Source organism: Comamonas humi (assembly GCF_054782535.1).
Genome location: NZ_BAAGSH010000019.1, coordinates 444,607 through 463,798 on the forward strand (window position 1 = coordinate 444,607; position 19,192 = coordinate 463,798).

General features: G+C 69.1%; 19 protein-coding genes. 8 read left to right on the forward strand and 11 right to left on the reverse strand.

What is annotated here, in order from left to right; translation table 11 throughout:
• Positions 1–30: 30 nt before the first annotated feature.
• Entirely contained in the window at positions 31–1,146 is a 1,116-nt protein-coding gene (locus ACYVKR_RS22235; RefSeq protein WP_460483161.1) for a YeeE/YedE family protein, read from the forward strand.
• Here ACYVKR_RS22235 and ACYVKR_RS22240 read toward each other — a convergent pair whose 3' ends face one another.
• The gene (locus ACYVKR_RS22240; RefSeq protein WP_460483162.1) at positions 1,147–1,401 is read right to left on the reverse strand and encodes an acyl-CoA-binding protein; all 255 of its coding nucleotides are present in this window, start codon (positions 1,399–1,401) and stop codon (positions 1,147–1,149) included.
• A 78-nt stretch (positions 1,402–1,479) separates the two neighbouring features.
• Between ACYVKR_RS22240 and ACYVKR_RS22245 the strand changes: the two genes are divergently transcribed.
• Complete coding sequence (locus ACYVKR_RS22245; protein WP_460483163.1) at positions 1,480–2,208, forward strand: Crp/Fnr family transcriptional regulator; 729 nt, start codon at positions 1,480–1,482, stop codon at positions 2,206–2,208.
• A 63-nt stretch (positions 2,209–2,271) separates the two neighbouring features.
• A complete protein-coding gene (locus tag ACYVKR_RS22250; RefSeq protein ID WP_460483164.1) occupies positions 2,272–3,258 on the forward strand; it encodes a pseudouridine synthase in 987 nt (328 codons plus the stop codon).
• 111 nt (positions 3,259–3,369) lie between these two features.
• Here the strand turns inward: ACYVKR_RS22250 and ACYVKR_RS22255 are convergent, their stop codons facing one another.
• The 6 genes from ACYVKR_RS22255 to ACYVKR_RS22280 form a co-directional block, all read right to left on the reverse strand.
• A complete protein-coding gene (locus ACYVKR_RS22255; RefSeq protein ID WP_460483165.1) occupies positions 3,370–4,914 on the reverse strand; it encodes an acetolactate synthase large subunit in 1,545 nt (514 codons plus the stop codon).
• Positions 4,915–4,975: 61 nt separating this feature from the next.
• Positions 4,976–6,310 (reverse strand): amidase, encoded by a 1,335-nt coding sequence (locus tag ACYVKR_RS22260; RefSeq protein WP_460483166.1) that lies wholly within the window; start codon positions 6,308–6,310, stop codon positions 4,976–4,978.
• A gap of 38 nt (positions 6,311–6,348) precedes the next feature.
• Positions 6,349–7,353: a Csu type fimbrial protein gene (locus tag ACYVKR_RS22265; RefSeq protein WP_460483167.1), complete on the reverse strand. Its 1,005-nt coding sequence runs from the start codon at positions 7,351–7,353 to the stop codon at positions 6,349–6,351.
• On the reverse strand, positions 7,350–9,839 hold the full coding sequence (locus ACYVKR_RS22270) for a fimbria/pilus outer membrane usher protein (protein WP_460483168.1): 2,490 nt from the start codon (positions 9,837–9,839) through the stop codon (positions 7,350–7,352). The genes ACYVKR_RS22265 and ACYVKR_RS22270 overlap by 4 nt, the downstream gene beginning before the upstream one ends.
• A 16-nt stretch (positions 9,840–9,855) precedes the next feature.
• A complete protein-coding gene (locus ACYVKR_RS22275) occupies positions 9,856–10,611 on the reverse strand; it encodes a fimbrial biogenesis chaperone (RefSeq protein WP_460483169.1) in 756 nt (251 codons plus the stop codon).
• A 31-nt stretch (positions 10,612–10,642) separates the two neighbouring features.
• Complete coding sequence (locus ACYVKR_RS22280) at positions 10,643–11,107, reverse strand: spore coat protein U domain-containing protein (RefSeq protein ID WP_460483170.1); 465 nt, start codon at positions 11,105–11,107, stop codon at positions 10,643–10,645.
• 496 nt (positions 11,108–11,603) lie between these two features.
• Between ACYVKR_RS22280 and htpG the strand changes: the two genes are divergently transcribed.
• From htpG to ACYVKR_RS22300, 4 genes are all read left to right on the forward strand, one after another.
• The gene (gene htpG, locus ACYVKR_RS22285) at positions 11,604–13,550 is read left to right on the forward strand and encodes an Hsp90 family chaperone protein (protein WP_460483171.1); all 1,947 of its coding nucleotides are present in this window, start codon (positions 11,604–11,606) and stop codon (positions 13,548–13,550) included.
• Positions 13,551–13,771: 221 nt separating this feature from the next.
• The gene (gene xrtH, locus ACYVKR_RS22290; protein WP_460483172.1) at positions 13,772–14,305 is read left to right on the forward strand and encodes an exosortase H; all 534 of its coding nucleotides are present in this window, start codon (positions 13,772–13,774) and stop codon (positions 14,303–14,305) included.
• Positions 14,306–14,310: 5 nt separating this feature from the next.
• The gene (locus ACYVKR_RS22295; protein WP_460483173.1) at positions 14,311–15,036 is read left to right on the forward strand and encodes an exosortase H-associated membrane protein; all 726 of its coding nucleotides are present in this window, start codon (positions 14,311–14,313) and stop codon (positions 15,034–15,036) included.
• Positions 15,036–15,455, forward strand: a complete 420-nt coding sequence (locus ACYVKR_RS22300; protein ID WP_460483174.1) for a hypothetical protein — start codon at positions 15,036–15,038, stop codon at positions 15,453–15,455. The genes ACYVKR_RS22295 and ACYVKR_RS22300 overlap by 1 nt, the downstream gene beginning before the upstream one ends.
• 1 nt (position 15,456) lies before the next feature.
• Here the strand turns inward: ACYVKR_RS22300 and ACYVKR_RS22305 are convergent, their stop codons facing one another.
• On the reverse strand, positions 15,457–16,347 hold the full coding sequence (locus tag ACYVKR_RS22305) for a LysR family transcriptional regulator (RefSeq protein ID WP_460483175.1): 891 nt from the start codon (positions 16,345–16,347) through the stop codon (positions 15,457–15,459).
• Positions 16,348–16,446: 99 nt separating this feature from the next.
• Here ACYVKR_RS22305 and ACYVKR_RS22310 point away from each other — a divergent pair, with 99 nt between their 5' ends.
• Positions 16,447–17,196 carry a sulfite exporter TauE/SafE family protein gene (locus ACYVKR_RS22310; RefSeq protein WP_460483176.1) on the forward strand — a complete coding sequence of 250 codons (750 nt, stop codon included), beginning with the start codon at positions 16,447–16,449 and terminating at the stop codon, positions 17,194–17,196.
• On the opposite strand, the gene ACYVKR_RS22315 is transcribed toward ACYVKR_RS22310, so the two are convergent.
• Genes ACYVKR_RS22315 through ACYVKR_RS22325 form a run of 3 tightly spaced genes read right to left on the reverse strand, consistent with a single transcriptional unit; the run spans position 17,193 to position 19,152 of the window.
• A complete protein-coding gene (locus ACYVKR_RS22315; RefSeq protein WP_460483177.1) occupies positions 17,193–18,206 on the reverse strand; it encodes a stress response kinase A in 1,014 nt (337 codons plus the stop codon). The genes ACYVKR_RS22310 and ACYVKR_RS22315 overlap by 4 nt on opposite strands.
• A gap of 24 nt (positions 18,207–18,230) precedes the next feature.
• Complete coding sequence (locus ACYVKR_RS22320) at positions 18,231–18,647, reverse strand: organic hydroperoxide resistance protein (RefSeq protein WP_460483178.1); 417 nt, start codon at positions 18,645–18,647, stop codon at positions 18,231–18,233.
• Between the two features lie 31 nt (positions 18,648–18,678).
• A complete protein-coding gene (locus tag ACYVKR_RS22325; protein WP_460483179.1) occupies positions 18,679–19,152 on the reverse strand; it encodes a MarR family winged helix-turn-helix transcriptional regulator in 474 nt (157 codons plus the stop codon).
• Positions 19,153–19,192: the final 40 nt, after the last annotated feature.

Below are 19,192 nucleotides of genomic sequence, written 5' to 3' on the forward strand. Positions count from 1 at the left end.
GCGGGCGCCAAAACCGCTCCAATAGCGGCCATGAGCCTTTCGGAGTTGGATTCCCTGGTGGCCACCGTCCTGGTGGCCGTTTTTTTGCTGGCGGCGGTGCTGGGCTTCGCCATGCGCGAGACGCGCTTTTGCACCATGGGCGCGATCAGCGACGCGGTATACATGGGCGACTGGATGCGCATGCGCCAGTGGGCCATGGCCGTGGGCGTGGCCATGTGCGGCTTCACCGCGCTGGCGCTGTGGGGCGGCGTGGCGCCGGGCGGCACGCTCTATGCCAGCCAGCAACTGCTGTGGCTGTCATCGCTGGTGGGCGGCGCGCTGTTCGGCGTGGGTATGGTGCTGGCCTCGGGCTGCGGTGCGCGCAACCTCACGCGCCTGGGCGGCGGCAGCCTCAAGTCGCTGGTGATCCTGCTGGTGATGGCGGTGGCGGCCTTCGCCACGCTCAAGGGCATCACCGCGGTGGCGCGGGTGCGCTGGCTCGACAGCGTGGCCTGGAACGCCGGCACCGTGGCGGCGCTGCCGGAATGGCTGGCGCGCGCCGGCGGCTGGCCGCTGGCCACGGTGCGCCTGCTGGCCGGCATGGGCCTGGGGCTGCTGCTGATAGGGCTCGCCTGGGGGCGCAAGGAGCGTGACGGCGCCGTGCTGGCCGGCGGCGCGGCCGTGGGCCTGTGCGTGACGGCGGCCTGGTGGCTCAGCGGCCACTGGGGCGAGGTGCCCGAGCACCCCGCGACGCTGGAGCACGTCTATGCCGCCACCTACAGCGGCCGCATCGAGGCCTTCAGCTTCGTCACGCCGGTGGCGCACACGCTGGACTGGCTGCTGTTCTTCAGCGACCAGAGCAAGCTGCTGACCTGGGGCATCGCCTCGGTAGCGGGCATGGTGGCGGGCGCCTTCGCGCATGCGCTGTGGCGGCGCGACTTCCGCTGGCAGGGCTTTGCCGACACGGCCGACCTGGCGCGCCACCTGCTCGGCGCCGTGCTGATGGGCGTGGGCGGCGTCACCGCCATGGGCTGCACCATCGGCCAGGGGGTGAGCGCGATCTCGACGCTGCAGCTGGGCAGCTTCCTCGCCGTGGCCGGCATCGTGGCCGGCGCGGTGGCGGCGCTGCGCTACCTCGCGTGGCGCGAGGAGCGCAGCGCGCTGTGATCATTCCAGCGATTCGATCAGGTCGATGTACTGCTGCTTGGCGGCGTCCTGCGCCGTGCCCTTGAGGTCGTTCCAGGCATTCCACTTGGCCGTGGCGACGAAGTCGGTGAAGCCGGGCTTGGGCTCGGTGTTGTCGCCCGCCGAGCCCTGCTTGTACAGGGCGTAGAGCTTGAGCAGCACGGCATTCGCCGGGCGCTCGCTCAGCTCCATCGAGGCAGCCTTGGCGGCTTCGAAGGCGGTGTTCAGGTCGGTCATATGGTTGTCCTTCATTGGCAGATGGCCCCAGTGTAGCCAGAATGGGGTGGTGAAACCGTAAAAATAGCACGACCGTTCATGAGTTCTCCGCTTCCTCTGTACAAACGCCAGCGCGCCGCCCACGAGGACGAGCTGGCGCGCATTCCCTGGCTGCCCCGGCTGGAGCCGCAGGAGCGCGCCTACGCGCTGGAGCGGCTGGTTGTCTCCGATGCCGAGCCGGGCGAGTACATCTGCCGCATCGGCAAGCCGGTGACCTTCTGGTTCGGCGTGATCGAGGGCCTGCTCAAGATGAGCGCCGAGGACAGCGAGGGCCGCACCATGACCTTCGCCGGCCTGCCCGGCAGCGGCTGGTTCGGCGAGGGTACGGCGCTCAAGCGCGAGCCCTACCGCTACGACATCCAGGCGCTGCGCCGCAGCGTGGTGGCGGGCATCCCGGTCGATGCCTTCCACTGGCTGCTGGGCCATTCGTTCGGTTTCAACCGCTTCGTGATGCACCAGCTCAACGAGCGGCTGGCGCAGTTCATCAGCGCGCGCGAGATCGACCGCCTGAACCGCCCCGAGGAGCGCGTGGCGCGCACGCTGGCCGCGCTGTTCAACCCGGCACTGCACCCCGGCGTGAGCGAGGTGCTGCGCATCACCCAGCAGGAGCTGGCCTACCTGGTGGGGCTGTCGCGCCAGCGGGTGAACGAGGCGCTCTCTACACTGCAGGACATGGGCGCGATCCGCATCGAATACGGCGGCCTGCGCGTGCTGGACCTGCCGGCGCTGCAGGGCAAGGGCTTGCACAAGGGCAGCGCCGCCGTGTGATCGGGCCGGGGCGCAAGCCCGTGCGGCATCCACGATGTGAAAAGCACGCGACAATACAGGGCTATGCCAGCGTCCACTCCTCCTTCCCCGCCCCCGTCCGATCGCAAGACCCTGTCGCTGTCGCGGCCCGCGCCGCGCAAGGCGCCGCCATCCAGCCGCTTCAGCAGCCCGGCGCGCCCGGGCCGGCCGGCGGCGCCCGCCCCCGCGCCGCAGCCGCGCGCCAAGGTCTGGCGGGCGGACGATCCCAAGCCCGCCTTCACCGCGGCTGTGCGCCCCGAGCCTCAGCCCAAGCCCGAGGGCGCGGTGCGGCTGAACAAGCGCATGTCCGACCAGGGCCTGTGCTCGCGCCGCGAGGGCGATGCCTGGATCGAGAACGGCTGGGTGCGCGTGAACGGCGAGGTGGCGGTGATGGGCCAGCTGGTTACCGCGCACGACCGCATCGAGATCGACAAGGCGGCGCAGAACAGCCAGGAGCAGCAGGTGACCATCCTGCTGAACAAGCCGATGGGCTATGTGAGCGGCCAGGCCGAGGACGGCCACGAGCCGGCGATGAAGCTCATCACCGCGCAGAGCCGCTGGAATGCCGACCGCAGCAAGACGCGCTTCAACTTCGCCCAGCTCAAGGGCCTGGCGCCCTGCGGGCGGCTGGACATCGATTCGGTGGGCCTCTTGGTGCTGACGCAGGACGGCCGCGTGGCGCGCCAGATCATCGGCGAGGACTCCGACATGGACAAGGAGTACCTGGTGCGCGTGACCTACGGCTCGGTGGCGCAGGACGTGCAGAGCCGCTTCCCGGCCGACAAGCTGGCGCTGCTGCGCCACGGCCTGTCGCTGGACGGGCAGGCGCTGCTGCCCGCGCAGGTGGACTGGCAGAACCCCGAGCAGCTGCGCTTCGTGCTGCGCGAGGGCAAGAAGCGCCAGATCCGCCGCATGTGCGAGCAGGTCGGCCTGTTCGTCGTCGGCCTCAAGCGCATCCGCATCGGCCGCGTGGCGCTGGGCAACCTACCGGTGGGGCAGTGGCGCTACCTGGCGCCGGGCGAAGGCTTCTGATTCAAAAACAAGAGCTGCTGGCGCTTGCTGGTATTCGGATTCAATAATATTTATATTGAAACCCAAATACTGATAAGCGCCAGCAGCTCTCTTTTTTGATGGTTTGCAAGCCTAGATCATCAGCTCGATGACGAAGGGCGCGGCCCGGCCGAAGCTGGCGCGCATCAGGTCGGCGCACTGCTCCAGCGTGGTGGCGCGCGCCGCTTCCACGCCCATGCCGCCCGCCAGTTGCACCCAGTCGAGCGCCGGGTTGCCGAGGTCCAGCATGTTCATCGCGGTGGCACCGGGCACGGCGCCCACGCCCTTGTACTCGCCGATCAGGATGTTGTACTTGCGGTTGCTGAGGATGATGGTGGTCACCGGCAGGCGCTCGCGCGCCTGGGTCCACAACGATTGCAGCGAGTACATGGCCGAGCCGTCGGCCTGCAGGTTGATGACGCGGCGCTGGCGCTGCGCGGCTATCGCCGCGCCGGTGGCCACGGGCATGCCGTCGCCGATGGCGCCGCCGGCCAGGTGCAGCCAGTCGTGCGCCGGCGCGGCATGGGTGTACTGGTAGAAGCCGCGGCCATACGAGATGCTTTCGTCCGAGACGATGGCGTGCTCGGGCATCAGCGCCGCCACGGTCTGCGCCAGGCCTTCCGGCGAGGGCGCGCCGCGCACGGCCTCGGGGCGCGGGCCGGGATCGGGGATGGCCGCCTCGGGCGCCTGCAGCGCCTGCACCAGGCCGCGCAGCGCCTCGACCGGGTCTTGGTCAGGCCGCGACAGCACCTGCAGCCGGGCCTGCGGCGGGTACTGGATGGAGGGCTGGCCGGGGTAGCCGAAGAAGCCCACCGGCCCCTTGGCGTTGACCAGGATGATGTGGCTGAACCTTTCGAGCGCGCGGATGGCTGCCTCCATCACGTAGGGCACGCGCTCGAGCTGCAGGCGGCCGCGGCCGCGCGCCACCTGGGCGTTCACATAGTCGGCCATCAGCGTGGCGCCGGTGGCCTGGGCCACGCGCCAGGCCAGCGCCTGGGCCTCGGGCTGCACGCCCTGGTCGGCGAGCAGGATCAGCGTGTCGCGCCCATGGCTGCGCAGCGTGCGCGCGGCACCGTCGATGGCGTTGCCGTCGATGGCGGGCGGCGGCGCTGGCTCGGCCGGCAGGCCGGCGATGCCGCCCTCTTGCCAAGACACGTCTGCGGGCAGGATCAGCGTGGCGATCTGGCCCGGATAGGTGCGCGCCGCGCGCACGGCCTCGGCCGCATCGCGGCCCAGCTCGGGCGTGGCGGTGCTGGTGCGCTGCCACTGCGAGACGGCCTGCGCCATGCCGGCGGTGTCGGACGTCAGCGGCGCGTCGAAGGGCCGGTGGTAGGTGGCCTGATCGCCGACGATGTTGACGATGCCGCTGCGCGCGCGGCGCGCGTTGTGCAGGTTGCCCATGCCGTTGGCCAGGCCCGGACCGCAGTGCAGCAGCGTGCAGGCGGGCTTGCGGGCGATGCGGAAATAGCCGTCGGCCATGCCGGTGACCACGTTCTCCTGCAGGCCGAGCACGCATTGCATGCCGGGAATCTGGTCCAGCGCGGCCACGAAGTGCATCTCGCTGGTGCCGGGGTTGGCAAAGCAGGTGTCCACGCCGGCCGCGAGCAGGGTCTGGACGAGGCTTTTCGCTCCATTCATGAATGATCTCCGAGTTTCAAATGTTTTTGGGCTCTAGCCCAGATGCAGAAAGCGCTGGCAGCTATCGTTGTTGAAGCGATTGCTCCACCGCCACGCCCACGGCCAGCAGGCTGCGGTCGCGCTGGCGGTGGCCCACCAGCATCAGGCCCACCGGCAGCTCGCCGGGCTGGACGGGCGCGGGCAGGGACAGCGCTGGCAGGTCGTAGAAGTTGAAGACCGAGGTGTTGCGCAGCATCTGCGCGTTGGCCGCGAAGAAGGCTTCGTCGTCGGCCAGCAGTGGTGCGATGGCCGGCGCGGTGGTGGGCACCGTGGGCAGCAGCAGCGCGTCGATGTCGGCCATGGCGGCGTTGAACTGCGCGAGCAGCGGCGCGCGCCGCTGCAGCATGGCGATGTAGGCGGGCGCGGAAATGCCCTGGCCGCGCACGATGCGGCTGAGCACGCGCGGATCGAAATCCGCCTGCCGCGTGGCCAGCGCCTCGCGATGGATGTATGCGGCCTCGGAGGCGCTGATGGTGCCTTCGGCCTGCACCTCGAAGGGCGCGCGCATCCAGTGGTCCCAGTCCAGCTCGGTCAGCACCGCGCCTTGCGCCGACAGCGTGCGCACGGCCTGTTCGAGCTTGTGCAGCACCAGCTGCTCGCAGCCGTCGAGCAGCATGCCGCGCGGAATTCCCAGGCGCAGGCCGCGCACCGAGCGCGGGGGCAAGGGCTTCCAGGCGCTGCCGCTGAGCACGGCGTCGGCCTGCGCGCAATCGAGCACCGAGCGCGCCAGCGGCCCCACGGTGTCGAGCGTGAACGACAGCGGGAACGCGCCATCGCGCGGCACCCGCGCCTGCGTGGGCTTGAAGCCGACGACGCCGTTGAGCGCCGCCGGGATGCGCACCGAGCCGCCGGTGTCCGAGCCGATGGCGATGTCCACCAGGCCGCGACCCACGCTGACGCCGGCGCCGCTGGACGAGCCGCCGGGAATGCGCGTGGCATCTGCCGCGTTGCCGGGCGTGCCGTAGTGCGGATTGATGCCTATGCCCGAGAAGGCGAACTCGGTCATGTTGGTCTTGCCCACGATGACGGCGCCCGCGGCGCGCAGCCGCTGCACGATGGGCGCGTCGGCAGTCGCCGGCGGCGCACTCTGGCGGATGCGGCTGCCGGCGGTGGTGGCCTGGCCGGCCACGTCGAACAAGTCCTTCACCGAGACCAGCTTGCCGTCGAGCGGCCCCAGCGGCCAGCCGCGCGCGGCGCGCTGGTCGGCGGCCTGCGCGGCCTCCTGGGCCGCCTCGGGGTAGAGCTGGGTGAAGATGCGCGGGGCTTCGTCGCCCAGTTGCGCAAGGGCGTGCAGCGATTGCTGGAGTCGTTCGGTGGCGGTGGGCATCATGGCGCTGGTCGTATGCAGACGCCACATGGTAGCCAATGCGCGGCCCGCGGGGGCGCGGAGGGCGTTCAGTAGGTGACAGTGACGGTGACCGTGTCCTTGTAGCTGTCGGGCTGCACCACCTGGTGGGTGATGGCGCCGTAGACCGTGTAGCTGTCGACGTTGCCGCTGCCGATGGCCGAGCGGGTGTTGCTGTTGAGGAGGCTGCCCCAGGGCTGGGCGCCCGCGCTGTCGCGGTAGAGCCGGTAGGCCACGCCATCGGTGTTGCCGGGAATGGTGCCGGTGGGCAGCATCCGCCCCTGGCCGCCGGTGTTGCCGTTGGCGGGCGTCAGGCCGATCTGGTAGGGCGTGGTGTTGGTGCACTGCACGCCGAGGGCGCTGCTGGCGCTGGTGGCGATGTTGTCGCCGTCCTGGCTGCCGAAGTTCAGCGCGGAGGTGGTGGTGATCTGGCAGTACGAAGGGACGGTGGCCGTGACCTGGAACGGGAAGGCGCCGCTGTTCGAGGGGCCGCCGCAGTTGGACGGAGCGCTGGTGTCGTAGTTGAAGGTGATCGAGGTATGCACGCCGCTGAAGTTGTCCAGGTAGTTGGTGCCGGGCACCGCCAGGGGCTGGTTGCCGAACACCTTGGCGGTCAGCGGAATGCTGCCGCTGTAGCTGCTGTTGCGCGCGATGGAGAAGGCCAGGTTGGGAGGGCTGGGCACGGTGGCGTTGCCGTACGAGCCCCAGATGGTCGAGCCGCCGTTGTAGTAGAGCTGCATGTTCAGCACGCTCGAGCCGCTGGTCATGCGGCGCGGATTGAAGTAGCCCAGACTCTGGGCACCGTCGCCGATGTTGAAGCAGATGTTGACCAGCTGGGTGCGGTTCGTCGTGTTGTTGCAGCTGTAGCTCAACGTGGCGTTGGTGCTGGTGTCGCTGGTGCTGAAGGGGCTGAGGGTGCCGAAGCTGACCGGCGTCATGCTGGCGCTGCAGGATACCGACTGGGCCTGCGCGGGCGCAGCGAGCGCGCAGGCGGCGACCAGCGGCAGCAGCCATCGGATGGCGCTGAGGCGAAGGCAGGAAAGCGCGTGCTTCATGGCGAAGTCCTTGCCGTGCAGGCCAGCGGGCCCAGCACGGGGATGTCGGTGGGGGCGATCTCGGGCGCGTCCAGCCGGGCCTGGCACTGCCGGCCATCGGGCAGCACGGCCTGCAGCAGCGCCCGGGTGGGCAGGTTCTCGACATAGGCGGCGCCGTCGATGCCCACGAGGGCGGAGGTGACCGAAGGCTGGCCGGATGCGCTGCCGCCGGCCGGCGTAACGGTGACCACGCTGCCCACGGGCAGTACCGTGCCCTGTCCGTCGGTGAGCAGCACCGTGGCGGAGCGCAGCATCTGGATGTCGAAGGCCACCAGCATGCCGGCGCGGTCGGTGGGCGTGACGATCTTCTGCGTCTGCGCGATGCGCATCTGCGCCGGCAGGCCCAGCGTGTCGATGGCCAGCTGGTTGCGCTGGTAGGCCTGCAGCTGTGGCACCAGCAGCAGGCCCTGGCCGTCGGTGTGGCCGATCACGTTGTTCTCGCGCTTGACCGGCACATGGGCCACGCCGCTGGTGCTGACGACGGCAAAGCTGTCGTCGATGCGGCGGCTGGCAAAGGCGTGGCCGCCCAGCCAGGCGACCGAGCCGCTGGCGCCCAGCGCGGCGGTGCTGACACCGGCGTAGCTGGCCACGCTGCCATTGGCGCGGTAGTGCTCGCCCTGGTACTCGACGCGGGCCTGCGCGCCGCCGCCCGCGCCGGCGCGGGTCGATGCGCTCCAGCCCCAGCCGGTGTCGCTGGGCGTGGCCTGGCTGGCAAAGGCGGTGGCCATCTGATGCTGGTTCTGCCGGTCGAACGACACGCCGGTGTTGACGTTGCCATCCAGCAGCCAGGTGAAGCCCAGCTGCACCGAGCTGGCGCGGTGGTCCTGCACGTTGTGGTTGACCGCCAGGCTGGCGAAGCCCATGCGCCCGATCGGTTTGCTCCAGTTCAGCGTGACGTAGCGCTGCGCGCCGGTGGTGTAGGCGGGCTGCAGCACCGGCGACAGCGGGTTGGTGCTGGCGTCGCTGCCGCCGGCATAGGGTGAGTGGTCGTAGGCAGCGGTGTTGAGGTACCAGGTGCCCACGCTGAAGTTGCCGAGCGCAGAGCTGCTGTAGCCCACCAGGGCGCGCGCCGACGATTTGCGGTGCGTGGTGTCATACAGCGAGGCGGCGTCGCGGTAGTCGCCGCTGGCGCGCGTGGCCTGGATGCTGGTGTAGAACGGCGCACGGTTCCAGCTGTGCTCCAGCTGGAGCTGGTGGCCGGTGGTGCCCGCATAGCGGCTGCCCGCGGCGGCGGCGGACAGCACGCCCGCCGGCCCGATCTGCCAGGCGGCGCCGACGCCCGCATTGGCGAGGTGCGAGGTGGCCTCGCCATGGCTTTGCAAGGTGAAGGTGTCCGACAGCCCGGAGCGCCAGGTGCCGCTGGCCACGGGAGTGCTGCCGTAGCTCCACGACCGCCAGCCGTAGTCCCGGCGGACCCAGCCCAGCTCGGCGGACCAGTCGCTCAGCCCCTTGGCCAGCAGCGCATCAGTGCCGTAGAAGCTGTACTGCAGCGTGGTGGCGCGGCCGAAGGCGTCGGTCAGCACCAGCTGTGCGTTGCCGGCGCCGATGATGCCGGTGGGCGTGTTGACGGCGAACGGGCCGGCCGGGATCGCGCCCCGGTACTGCTGCACGCCGTTGACGAAGAGCTGGATGTCGGACGGCAGCGCGCTCGTGCCCATCAGCGCTGGCACGGGCGTGGTCACGCGGTAGGGCTGCAGGCGGAAGTTGCGTGCGATCTGGATGCCGCCGATGCGGGTGGCGCGCGTCCAGGGCAGCGCGCCGGTCAGCGTGTCGCCCACGCGCAGCGACAGCATGCGCTCGGGATCGCTGCGGCTCCAGGTCGTATCCAGCCGCACGTTGCGGGGCTGCTGCTGGCCGGCCGAGTCATCGCCGCCCCAGCCGTATTGCGACATCAGCGTGCTGTTGAGCACGGCATTGGCGCCGAAGGCCCGCAGCTCGGTCAGCGCGCCCACGCCGCCCTGGCGGCTGCTGGATTGGGCGCCGTACAGGTCGTAGTTGAACAACAGGCCGGTGGAAGACGACGCGGCAGGCGACGAGGTGTCTACCGAGGTAATGTCGGTGCGCGGCCAGGTCAGCCAGTCGAACGGCAGCTGCAGCGTGGCATCCTGCGTCGCGGCGCGGTATTGCACGCTGAGGCCGGGCATGGCCTCCAGTGCGACCCAGCCGTCATCCGCGGTGCCCGGTGGCGGCAGCCGCTCGGGCCGGATGCCCAGGCCAGTCAGCGTGGCGCGCTGCATCCACAGCGCATCGGCGCGCCACAGCGCTGCCTGCAGGCCCATGTCGCGTTGGTTGAGCTGCACCGACAGGTACAGCGGGATGCCCGCGCTGCGTGCCGATGGCTGGCCGCGCGCCGGGGCCGGCTTCACCGGCGGCAGCGCCGAGGCGGAAAAGCTGGGGGCGTCGGCGGCTGCGGCCACCAGCGGCAGCGCGGCTGCCAGGCCTGTCATCCATTGCCGCCGCCGCTCAGGGTTGGGCGGAGTCGGTGGCATGGAGCGGCATTACCTCATAGTTCACCAGGGCCTCGTAGCCGGTGACTGGCTGGCGGATGGCGGGAGCCGGGGCAGGCAGGTTCCAGTGCATGGTCTGGCCGGCCAGCGCATAGCCGAGCAGGCCGCCGTGCAGCGTGGTCCGGCTGCCGTCGGCCAGCACGGCCTGCACATCGGCGATGCGGGCCCGGCTGCTGCCCGTGTTGCGCACCTGCAGCCGCCATTGCGTGGCGCTCTTGCGCACGCTCCATGCCAGCTGGGGCGCGGCGGCGGCTTCGCCGGCCAGGAAGACCGGCAGGGAATAGCGCATGACGAAGGACAGGCCCATCTGCTTCTGGCTCGGCGTGCGGGCCGATGGGGCTGCGCCCTCGGCCGGCGGGGCTTCCACGGGCAGCTCGTCGATGATCACGCGGTAGGCCGTTTCGGCCGCGGGCGGCGGGCCGCTGCGGATCACGCGCACGAACTGCTTGCCTCCCGGGGGGATCTGCAGCATCGGCGGGCTGACGATCAGCGCGGTGGAAGGCGCGAGCCGGTCGTCCTCATCCTGCTGCGTCCAGAGGAACACGCGCGCCTGGGCCGAGATCACTGTCTCGCCCACATTGCTCAGCCAGATGCCATCGGCATTCTGCGACGCTGCCAGTTGCAGCGAGGTGGGCGAGATCTGCAGGCCGATGGCCAGCGCCCAGGTGGGCACGGCCAGCAGCACAGACCAGAGGGCGTGGCGGAGTTTCATAGACCGGATGGATACAGCAGGCGTGCCTATCTTAGTAGGAGACGGTGACGGTGACGACGTCCTTGTAGGTATCGGGCACCACGTTGCCGATGCTCGAGATGGTGCCGTAGATGGTGGTGCTCACCGGGGCCGTACCGTTGCTGGAGGCGGCGGCCACGGGCACCACGTTGGAGCCGGTGCCGCTCACATTGCCCCAGACGGCGGCGGACGCGCCGGTCGCCTGGCGCAGCTGGTAGGCCACCGTGTCGGGGTTGGCGGCGCCGCTGACATTGTTGGTGCCGCTGGTGCTGGACATGTTGCCGGCGCCGGTGGTGCTGTTGGTGCTGTTGGGGGTCAGCGCGATGGAGTAGGGGGTCTTCTTGGTGCACAGCACTTGCAGCGTCGTCGAGCTCTGCAGATTGGTCGCCGAGGTGTCCTGGGCACCAAAGGCCATGTCTCCGATGGAACCGGTGATGGTGCACTTGGAGTTCACCGTCAGCGTGACGTTGAAGTTCATGGTGGGCGCGGTCGCGGCATGAGCGGCGGAGGTCGCAAGCAGTGCGCAGAAAAGGGCAAAACGTGTAACAGACATGGTGGGCTTTCTAGGGCGGGAGGTCAGGGTTGAAGGCTTTTTGCAGGCTGAAAATTGTTAAAAATTCTTGCAAAACAATGTATTGCAATCTTGGTGCCGAATCTGTGTTGCAGCGTGCCTGGAATGCTTGGTTGTTTTACATATGTAACTAAAGGAAACATATTTGTTTGAATGATACTGCTTATAACGGAGTCACGGAGGTGACGTTGACGCTTGTTACGTTACCCTTCTGTAAATTACTGTGTTTTAGTTTTTGATCAGTATTTTTTATTGGACGCGTCCTCATTCGATCTCCAAATGGTGTCCGGGCGGAGCCGATACGGCGGGTACAGGCCTTTGTGAGGGGCGCACAGGCTTGAAGCTGCGCCGGCGGCCCCTATATAGGCGGGCAAAGCCAACTTTCCTTAGACCCCGCACACCCATGACCAAGCAAACCCATTCCTTCCAGGCCGAAGTCGCGCAACTGCTTCACCTGGTCACCCATTCGCTGTACTCCAACCCCGAGATCTTTCTGCGCGAGCTGATCTCCAACGCGTCGGACGCGTGCGACAAGCTGCGCTTCGAGGCGCTGAACAATGCCGCGCTCTATGAGGACCAGCCCGAGCTGCAGGTGCGGGTGTCCTTCGACAAGGCCGCCAAGACCATCACCATCGCCGACAGCGGCATCGGCATGAGCGAGCAGGAGGCCATCGACAACCTGGGCACCATCGCCAAGAGCGGCACCAAGGCCTTCGTGGACAAGCTCAGCGGCGACCAGAAGGCCGACTCCCAGCTGATCGGCCAGTTCGGCGTGGGCTTTTATTCGGGCTACATCGTGGCCGACAAGATCACCGTGGAGTCGCGCCGCGCCGGCCTGCCGGCCAGCGAGGGCGTGCGCTGGGTCAGCGGCGGCACCGGCGAGTTCGAGGTCGAGCAGATCGAGCGTGCCGCGCGCGGCACCAGCATCACGCTGCACCTGCGCCCCGAGGCCGAGGAGTTCCTCAACGGCTACAAGCTCAAGCAGATCATCGGCAAGTACTCCGACCACATCAGCCTGCCCATCCTGATGGAACAGGAGGAGTGGAAGGACGGCGAGAACGACCAGCCCGGCGAGATGCTCAAGACCGGCGAGTGGGAAACCGTCAACAAGGCCAGCGCGCTGTGGACCCGCCACAAGAAGGACATCACCGACGAGCAGTACCAGGAGTTCTACAAGTCCATCAGCCACGACTTCGAGAACCCGCTGACCTGGAGCCACAACCGCGTTGAAGGCAATACCGAGTACACGCAGCTGCTGTACATCCCGGCCAAGGCGCCGTTCGACCTGTACCAGCAGGGCAAGCACGCCGGCATCAAGCTGTATGTGAAGCGCGTGTTCATCATGGACGACGCCGAGGCGCTGATGCCGCAGTACCTGCGCTTCGTCAAGGGCGTGATCGACTCGGCCGACCTGCCGCTGAACGTCAGCCGCGAACTGCTGCAGGAAAGCCGCGACGTGCGCCTGATCCGCGAAGGCTCGACCAAGCGCGTGCTGTCCATGCTCGAAGACCTGGCCAAGCACGACAAGCATGCGGTTGGCGAAAGCGCCGATGGCGTGACCGATGTGGTCAGCGACGAGGACCAGGCCAAGGAAGGCAAGTACACCCAGTTCTACAACGCCTTCGGCGCCGTGCTCAAGGAAGGCCTGGGCGAGGACTTCGGCAACAAGGACCGCATCGCCAAGCTGCTGCGCTTTGCCTCGACCACGCACGACGGCCTGACGGTCTCGCTGGCCGGCTACAAGGCGCGCATGAAGGAAGGCCAGGAGGCCATCTACTACATCACCGCCGACACGCTGGCCGCCGCCAAGAACAGCCCGCAGCTCGAAGTCTTCAAGAAGAAGGGCATCGAGGTGCTGCTGATGACCGACCGTGTGGACGAGTGGGCGCTGAACTACCTGCACGACTTCGATGGCACGCCACTGCAATCGGTGGCCAAGGGCGCCGTGGACCTGGGCACGCTGCAGGACGAGGCTGAGAAGAAGGCCGCCGAAGAGGCCGCCGAAGCCTTCAAGCCCATGCTGGCCAAGCTCAAGGAAGCCCTCAAGGACCGTGCCGACGACGTGCGCGCCACCAGCCGCCTGGTCGATTCGCCCGCCTGCCTGGTGGTGCAGGACGGCGGCATGAGCCTGCAGCTGGCGCGCCTGCTCAAGCAGGCCGGCCAGGCCGCCCCCGACAGCAAGCCGGTGCTGGAGGTGAACCCCGAGCACCCGCTGGTCAAGAAGCTCGACGGCTCGGTGCACTTCCATGACCTGGCCCACATCCTGTTCGACCAGGCCGTGCTGGCCGAGGGCGGCATGCCCGAGGACCCGGCCGCCTACGTGAAACGGGTGAACGCGCTGCTCGCCTGAGCGCCGCCGGCGCCTGAATGCTGAAAACCCCGCAGAACCTTGATTCTGCGGGGTTTTTGATCTTTTAAGGGGTTTGGGCTTGTGCAGTAAGCGCAAGCAGCTATCAAATTTGAATTTTCGAGCCGCCAAACCCCCTGGCCTGCACCCGGTGTGGCGGTGGTTTTGCGGGGCGCCAGAGGTAAGATGGCCGGCATCGCCCCCGACAACCAGAGCACCGCGCCATGGTCCGCTTCTTCTTCATCTTCCTCGCCATCCAGCTCACGCTGTTCGGCATCAACATGCTCAACTGGGTGCAGCAGCACCTGGTGGAGCCGTGGACGGCGCTGCTGGCCAAAATCTGCGCCTTCCTGGTGACCTGGTTCGACAAGTCGGCCGTGGCCGAAGGCAAGGTGCTGTGGAACCATGCCAGCAATTTCGGCGTGTCCATCGAGGCCGGCTGCAACGGCATCGAGGCCTGCATCGTGCTGTTCGCGGCGATCCTGGCGTTTCCCTCGTCGTGGCGGCACAAGCTCATCGGCATGGTCGCCGGCTTCGTGGCGGTGCAGGCCATCAACATCGTGCGCGTCATCAGCCTGTTCTACCTGGGGCAGTGGAACATGACGGCCTTCAACTTCGCCCATGAATACCTGTGGCAGGCGCTGATCATGCTCGACGTGCTGGTCGTCTGGCTGGTGTGGGTGCGTGCCGGGCAGCGAAGGCAGCGCGCCGACGACGCCGAGCCGCCGGCTCCCCCGATGACGCCAGCAGCCGCCTGACTGCCATGAAGCGCCTCAACCCGATGCAGCGTTTCGCGGTGCTGGCGTTCGCCGGCATCATCGTGCTCACCACGGCCTGGACCTACCTGTCGCCGTGGATCAGCTACCCGGTGGCGGCGTTGTCCAAGGCCGGGCTGGAGCAGACCGCCTCGGGCTGGGTGCGCCAGGTGCACGTCGCGCCGGGCAAGATCGAGGTGGACACCTCGGTCGCCGTGGCCAATGCGCAGACCGGCGGCCGCTGGGTGGAGATCTCGGTGGACGGCGATCCGGGCCGCTACGCCTACGGGTTCCCGATCTTCCTGGCGCTGCTGCTGGCGGCCTGGGGGCCGGGGCGCTGGTGGCGTGCCGCCGTGGGCTATGTGGTGCTGCTGCCGTTCCAGGCGTTCAGCATCTGCAGCTCGCTGCTGATGCAGGTGGCGCTGACCACGCAGCTCGACCTGCGCGTGCTCAAGATCAGCCAGGGCCAGCTCGAAGCCCTGGCCTACAGCTACCAGCTGGGCAGCCTGGTGCTGCCGACGCTGGTGCCCTTCCTGCTGTGGCTGTGGCTGGACCGCCAGTTCGTCAACGACGTGCTGGTCGAGGCCTGGAAGAAGAACATCCAGCCGAAGATCGCCCCGCCTCCGCCCGCCGCACCGCCCCCCCCGCCCGCGCAGGTGATCCGCCCCGCGGCGGACGCGCCGGTGGAGATCTCGCACAGCACCAGCATCACGCTGCCGCCGAGGCGGACCTGATGGCCAAGTCCTTGCGCTTCCTCTGCGGTGCCGGCGGCATCGCGCTGCTGTCGGCCTGCTCGCCCTATGTGGGCGTCGGCATTCCGGTGGGGCCGGTGACGGTCGGTGTGGGCTTGGGCAGCGGCGGCGTGTCGGCCGGCGTGGGCACGGGCGTTGGCCCGGTCGGCGTCGGGGTGGGCGTGAACCAGAGCGGCCAGGTCACCGGCAATGCCGGCGTGGGCGTCGGCACCTCGGTGGGAAATGCCCGCGTCGGTGCAGGCGTGGGCACGGGCACCGTGCTGTACGACCCGGCCCAGGCGCCATCCGCGGAGCCGCTTCCGCCATCGGCACCGCCGCAGCCGGCGCCCGCTGGCAGCATCCAGTGGCACGATGCCCAGGGGCAGCCGGTGCCGGACTGCAAGCTGGAAAACCGCTGCTGAATCAGGGTGGCGTGGCGCCCAGGTGCCGCAGCAGGTTCTGCATCGCGGGCGACAGCGCAGCCCAGTTCTCGAAGCACAGGCACAGCTGCCGCCGGGCCCAAACCTCCTCGAGCGCCACGACACCGAAGCGGTAGCGCCGGCGCAGCCGCGTGGCGATGCTGCGCGGGATGATGCCCAGACCTACGCCATGCGCCACCATGTCGCACAGCCCCTCGAAGGTCTTCATGCGCACCCGGAAGGCAGGCTCGCGCCCGGCGCGGCGCGCCTGCTCGTTGATATGTTCCTGCAGCGCGCTGCCCGGCTCCAGCCCCACGAAGGGCTCGCCCAGCACGTCGGCCAGCCGCGCCGAGCGCGTGCCCGCCAGCGCATGCGCGGCAGGGACGATGAGCACGAGGTGGTCGTCGGCCACCGGCTGGCGCACCAGGCCGGGTGCCTCGACGGCGCTGGAGACGATGCCGGCCTCTGCCCGCCCGGCGGCGATGGCACGCACGATCTCGGCGCTGGTGCGCTCCTTCAGCTCCACGTTCAGCCGCGGGTGCGTGGCCAGCCAGGGCGCGAGCCGCTGCGGCAGGAATTCGGCCAGCGCCGCGGTGTTGGCATACAGGTGCACCGTGCCCTGGCTGCCCTGGGCAAAGTCGCGCAGCTCGCCCTGCAGCAGGGCCTGCTGGCGCAGGATCAGGCGCGCATGGTGGGCCAGGGCCTCGCCGGCGTCGGTGGTGCTCACGCCGCGCGCATGGCGCGCGAGCAGTGCAATGCCCGCGTCCTGCTCCAGGCCGCGCAGGCGCTCGCTGGCCGAGGCCAGCGACAAATGGGCGCGGGCCGCACCCTGGGTGATGCTGCCGGCATCGACCACGCTCAGGAACAGGCGCAGGTCGGTCAGGTCGAATCGCATACGGCTCCTGTATTCGGGGCGTGCAGCCTTCGGATTGGCCGAAGGCTGCTGCGCCAATGCCGCATTGTGCCAAGCCGCGCCAGCGGGCCCAATGGGGCCATGCATGAGATTTCATTGACCTGGATGGCGCTGCTGTGCGCCATCTTCCTCGCCGCCGGCACCGTCAAGGGCGTGACCGGCATGGGCCTGCCCACCGTGGCCATGGGCCTGCTGGGCATGGCGATGCCGCCGGCCGCGGCCGCCGCCCTGCTGGTGGTGCCGTCGCTGGTGACCAATGTGTGGCAACTGCTGGCCGGCCCGGCCAAGGCGCGGCTGGTGCGCCGGCTGTGGCCGATGATGCTGGGCATCGTTGTGGGCACGGTGCTGGGTGCGGCGCTGCTGGTGCGGGCCGATCCGGCGCGCGCCGGCCTGGGGCTGGGCCTGGCCTTGATCGCCTATGCGGGCTATGCGCTGTGCGCGCCGCCGCTGGCCGTGCCTGCGCGGCTGGAGGCCTGGCTGTCGCCCTGGGTCGGCGCCGCGACGGGCCTGGTGACCGGCGCCACCGGCGTGCTGGTGATGCCGGCCGTGCCCTACCTGCAGTCGCTGCGGCTGGACAGGGACGAACTGGTGCAGGCGCTGGGGCTGTCGTTCACCGTGTCCACCGTGGCGCTGGCTGCAGGGCTGGCCACGCAGGGCGCGCTGCGGGTCGAGCAACTGGGCTGGTCGGCCTTCGGCATCGCGCCCGCGCTCCTCGGCATGTGGCTGGGGCAGCGCATCCGCTGCCGCATCAGCCCGGCGCTGTTCCGGCGCTGCTTCTTGCTGTTCCTGGTGGTGCTGGGTGGCGAGCTGGTGTGGCGCGCGTGGCGCTAGATGAAAAGAGGCTCCTCGTCCATCGCCTCGATCTGCACCTCCAGCAGCTGCACCTGCTCGCCCCAGTAGGCCTCGGTGCCGAACCAGGGGAAGTGGATGGGGAAGATCGGGTCGTGCCAGCGGCGCGCCAGCCAGGCGCTGTAGTGGATGAGACGCAGCGTGCGCAGCGGCTCGATCAGCGCCAGCTCGCGCCGGTCGAAGGGGCGGAACTGCTCGTAGCCCTCGACCAGGGTGGACAGCTGCAGGCTGCGCTGCGCGCGGTCGCCCGACAGCAGCATCCACAGGTCCTGCACGGCCGGGCCGGTGCGGGCATCGTCCAGGTCCACGAAATGCGGGCCGCCGCCGGGCTCGTCGGCCGGCACCCACAGCACATTGCCGGGGTGGCAGTCGCCGTGCAGGCGAATGCTGTGGTGGCCGTGGGCGCCGAATGCGTGGCGCACCTGGTCGAGCGCGGCCAGGCAGGCACGGCTCCAGGCCGAGCGCTGCGCCGGGGGGATCGCGTCGTGCTCCATCAACCAGTCGTGCGGCTCCTCGCCGAAGGCCTGCACGCTGATGGCGGGGCGGTGCGCAAAGGGCTGGGCGGCACCCACGGTATGGATGCGGGCCAGGAAGCGGCCGATCCACTCCAGCACCTCGAAGTCGTCGAGTTCGGGCTGGCGCCCGCCGCGCCAGGGCGAGACCGAGAACGCAAAGCCCGCATGGTGGTGCAGCGTGCTGCCCTGCACGGCCAGCGGCGCGACCGCGGGGATCTCGGCATCGGCCAGCGCCTGCGAGAACGCATGCTCCTCGGCGATGGCCGCGTCACTCCAGCGGCCCGGCCGGTAGAACTTGCAGACCACGCGGCTGCCGTCGTCCAGCCAGACCTGGTAGACGCGGTTTTCGTAGGAATTGAGCGCCGCGAGCCGCCCGTCGCCCATCAGGCCGATGGTGGCCAGTGCGTCCAGCACCACGTCGGGCGCGAGCTGGGCGTAGGGATGGTGGGCGGAGGGGGCAGGTGCGGCGTCATGCATGCGGCGATTGTCGCCGCATGCAGGTCAGGCCAGCGTGAGCTGGACGTCGATATTGCCGCGCGTAGCGTTGGAGTACGGGCAGACCTGGTGGGCGGCATCCACCAGCTGCTGCGCGGCGGACTTGTCGAGGCCGGGCAGATGGATGGCCATGCGCACGGCGATGCCGTAGGCCTGGCCCACGGGGCCCAGGTCGACCTCGGCGTCCACCGACAGGTCCTGCGGCAGCGTGACCTTCTGGCGGGCGGCCACGGCCTTCAATGCGCCGATGAAGCAGGCCGAGTAGCCGGCTGCGAACAGCTGCTCGGGGTTTGTGCCCTGGCCGGCGCCGCCGGGCGAGGACAGGGCGATGTCCAGGCGCCCGTCGTCGGTGCGCGAGGCGCCGTCACGGCCGCCGGTGGTGTGGGCGCGGGCGGTGTAGAGAACTTTGTCCAGTGAGGCCATGGTGAAAACTCCTTCGGGGGGAAAAATCGCTTCAGGATGAAGCGGGGGACGGTTGCGAGACCAGGCGGTCCCGCAGCTGTTGAACTTGTCCGGTCAGCGCCTGCAGCTCGTCCAGCGTGCACTGGCTTTGCTGCAGCAGGCAGGCGGGGATGGCTGCGGCCTGCTCGCGCAGCGCGCGGCCAGCATTGGTGAGCGTGACGCGCACGCGGCGCTCGTCGGTCGCATCGCGCCGGCGCTGCAGCCAGCCGGCGGCCTCCATGCGCTTGAGCAGCGGCGTGAGCGTGCCCGAATCCAGGTACAGACGCTCGCCCAGCTCGTTGACCATGCGGTCATCCTGCTCCCACAGTACCAGCATCACCAGGTACTGCGGGTAGGTCAAACCCAGCGGTTCGAGCAGCGGCTTGTACAGCTTGGTCATGGCCAGCGAGGCCGAGTACAGCGCGAAGCATAGCTGGTGGTCGAGTCGCAGTGCGGCAGGACTGGAGGGGGTGGGTGCGTCAGGCATGGGTTGAATTATTTCTCGCAATTAAGTTGTGCGCAATTTA

Bases quoted from the DNA above. Each gene is read 5' to 3' on its own strand.
- ACYVKR_RS22235 (WP_460483161.1), top strand. From the start codon at position 31: ATGAGCCTTTCGGAGTTGGATTCCCTGGTGGCCACCGTCCTGGTGGCC.
- ACYVKR_RS22240 (WP_460483162.1), bottom strand. From the start codon at position 1,401: ATGACCGACCTGAACACCGCCTTCGAAGCCGCCAAGGCTGCCTCGATG.
- ACYVKR_RS22245 (WP_460483163.1), top strand. From the start codon at position 1,480: ATGAGTTCTCCGCTTCCTCTGTACAAACGCCAGCGCGCCGCCCACGAG.
- ACYVKR_RS22250 (WP_460483164.1), top strand. From the start codon at position 2,272: ATGCCAGCGTCCACTCCTCCTTCCCCGCCCCCGTCCGATCGCAAGACC.
- ACYVKR_RS22255 (WP_460483165.1), bottom strand. From the start codon at position 4,914: ATGAATGGAGCGAAAAGCCTCGTCCAGACCCTGCTCGCGGCCGGCGTG.
- ACYVKR_RS22260 (WP_460483166.1), bottom strand. From the start codon at position 6,310: ATGTGGCGTCTGCATACGACCAGCGCCATGATGCCCACCGCCACCGAA.
- ACYVKR_RS22265 (WP_460483167.1), bottom strand. From the start codon at position 7,353: ATGAAGCACGCGCTTTCCTGCCTTCGCCTCAGCGCCATCCGATGGCTG.
- ACYVKR_RS22270 (WP_460483168.1), bottom strand. From the start codon at position 9,839: ATGACAGGCCTGGCAGCCGCGCTGCCGCTGGTGGCCGCAGCCGCCGAC.
- ACYVKR_RS22275 (WP_460483169.1), bottom strand. From the start codon at position 10,611: ATGAAACTCCGCCACGCCCTCTGGTCTGTGCTGCTGGCCGTGCCCACC.
- ACYVKR_RS22280 (WP_460483170.1), bottom strand. From the start codon at position 11,107: ATGAACTTCAACGTCACGCTGACGGTGAACTCCAAGTGCACCATCACC.
- htpG (WP_460483171.1), top strand. From the start codon at position 11,604: ATGACCAAGCAAACCCATTCCTTCCAGGCCGAAGTCGCGCAACTGCTT.
- xrtH (WP_460483172.1), top strand. From the start codon at position 13,772: ATGGTCCGCTTCTTCTTCATCTTCCTCGCCATCCAGCTCACGCTGTTC.
- ACYVKR_RS22295 (WP_460483173.1), top strand. From the start codon at position 14,311: ATGAAGCGCCTCAACCCGATGCAGCGTTTCGCGGTGCTGGCGTTCGCC.
- ACYVKR_RS22300 (WP_460483174.1), top strand. From the start codon at position 15,036: ATGGCCAAGTCCTTGCGCTTCCTCTGCGGTGCCGGCGGCATCGCGCTG.
- ACYVKR_RS22305 (WP_460483175.1), bottom strand. From the start codon at position 16,347: ATGCGATTCGACCTGACCGACCTGCGCCTGTTCCTGAGCGTGGTCGAT.
- ACYVKR_RS22310 (WP_460483176.1), top strand. From the start codon at position 16,447: ATGCATGAGATTTCATTGACCTGGATGGCGCTGCTGTGCGCCATCTTC.
- ACYVKR_RS22315 (WP_460483177.1), bottom strand. From the start codon at position 18,206: ATGCATGACGCCGCACCTGCCCCCTCCGCCCACCATCCCTACGCCCAG.
- ACYVKR_RS22320 (WP_460483178.1), bottom strand. From the start codon at position 18,647: ATGGCCTCACTGGACAAAGTTCTCTACACCGCCCGCGCCCACACCACC.
- ACYVKR_RS22325 (WP_460483179.1), bottom strand. From the start codon at position 19,152: ATGCCTGACGCACCCACCCCCTCCAGTCCTGCCGCACTGCGACTCGAC.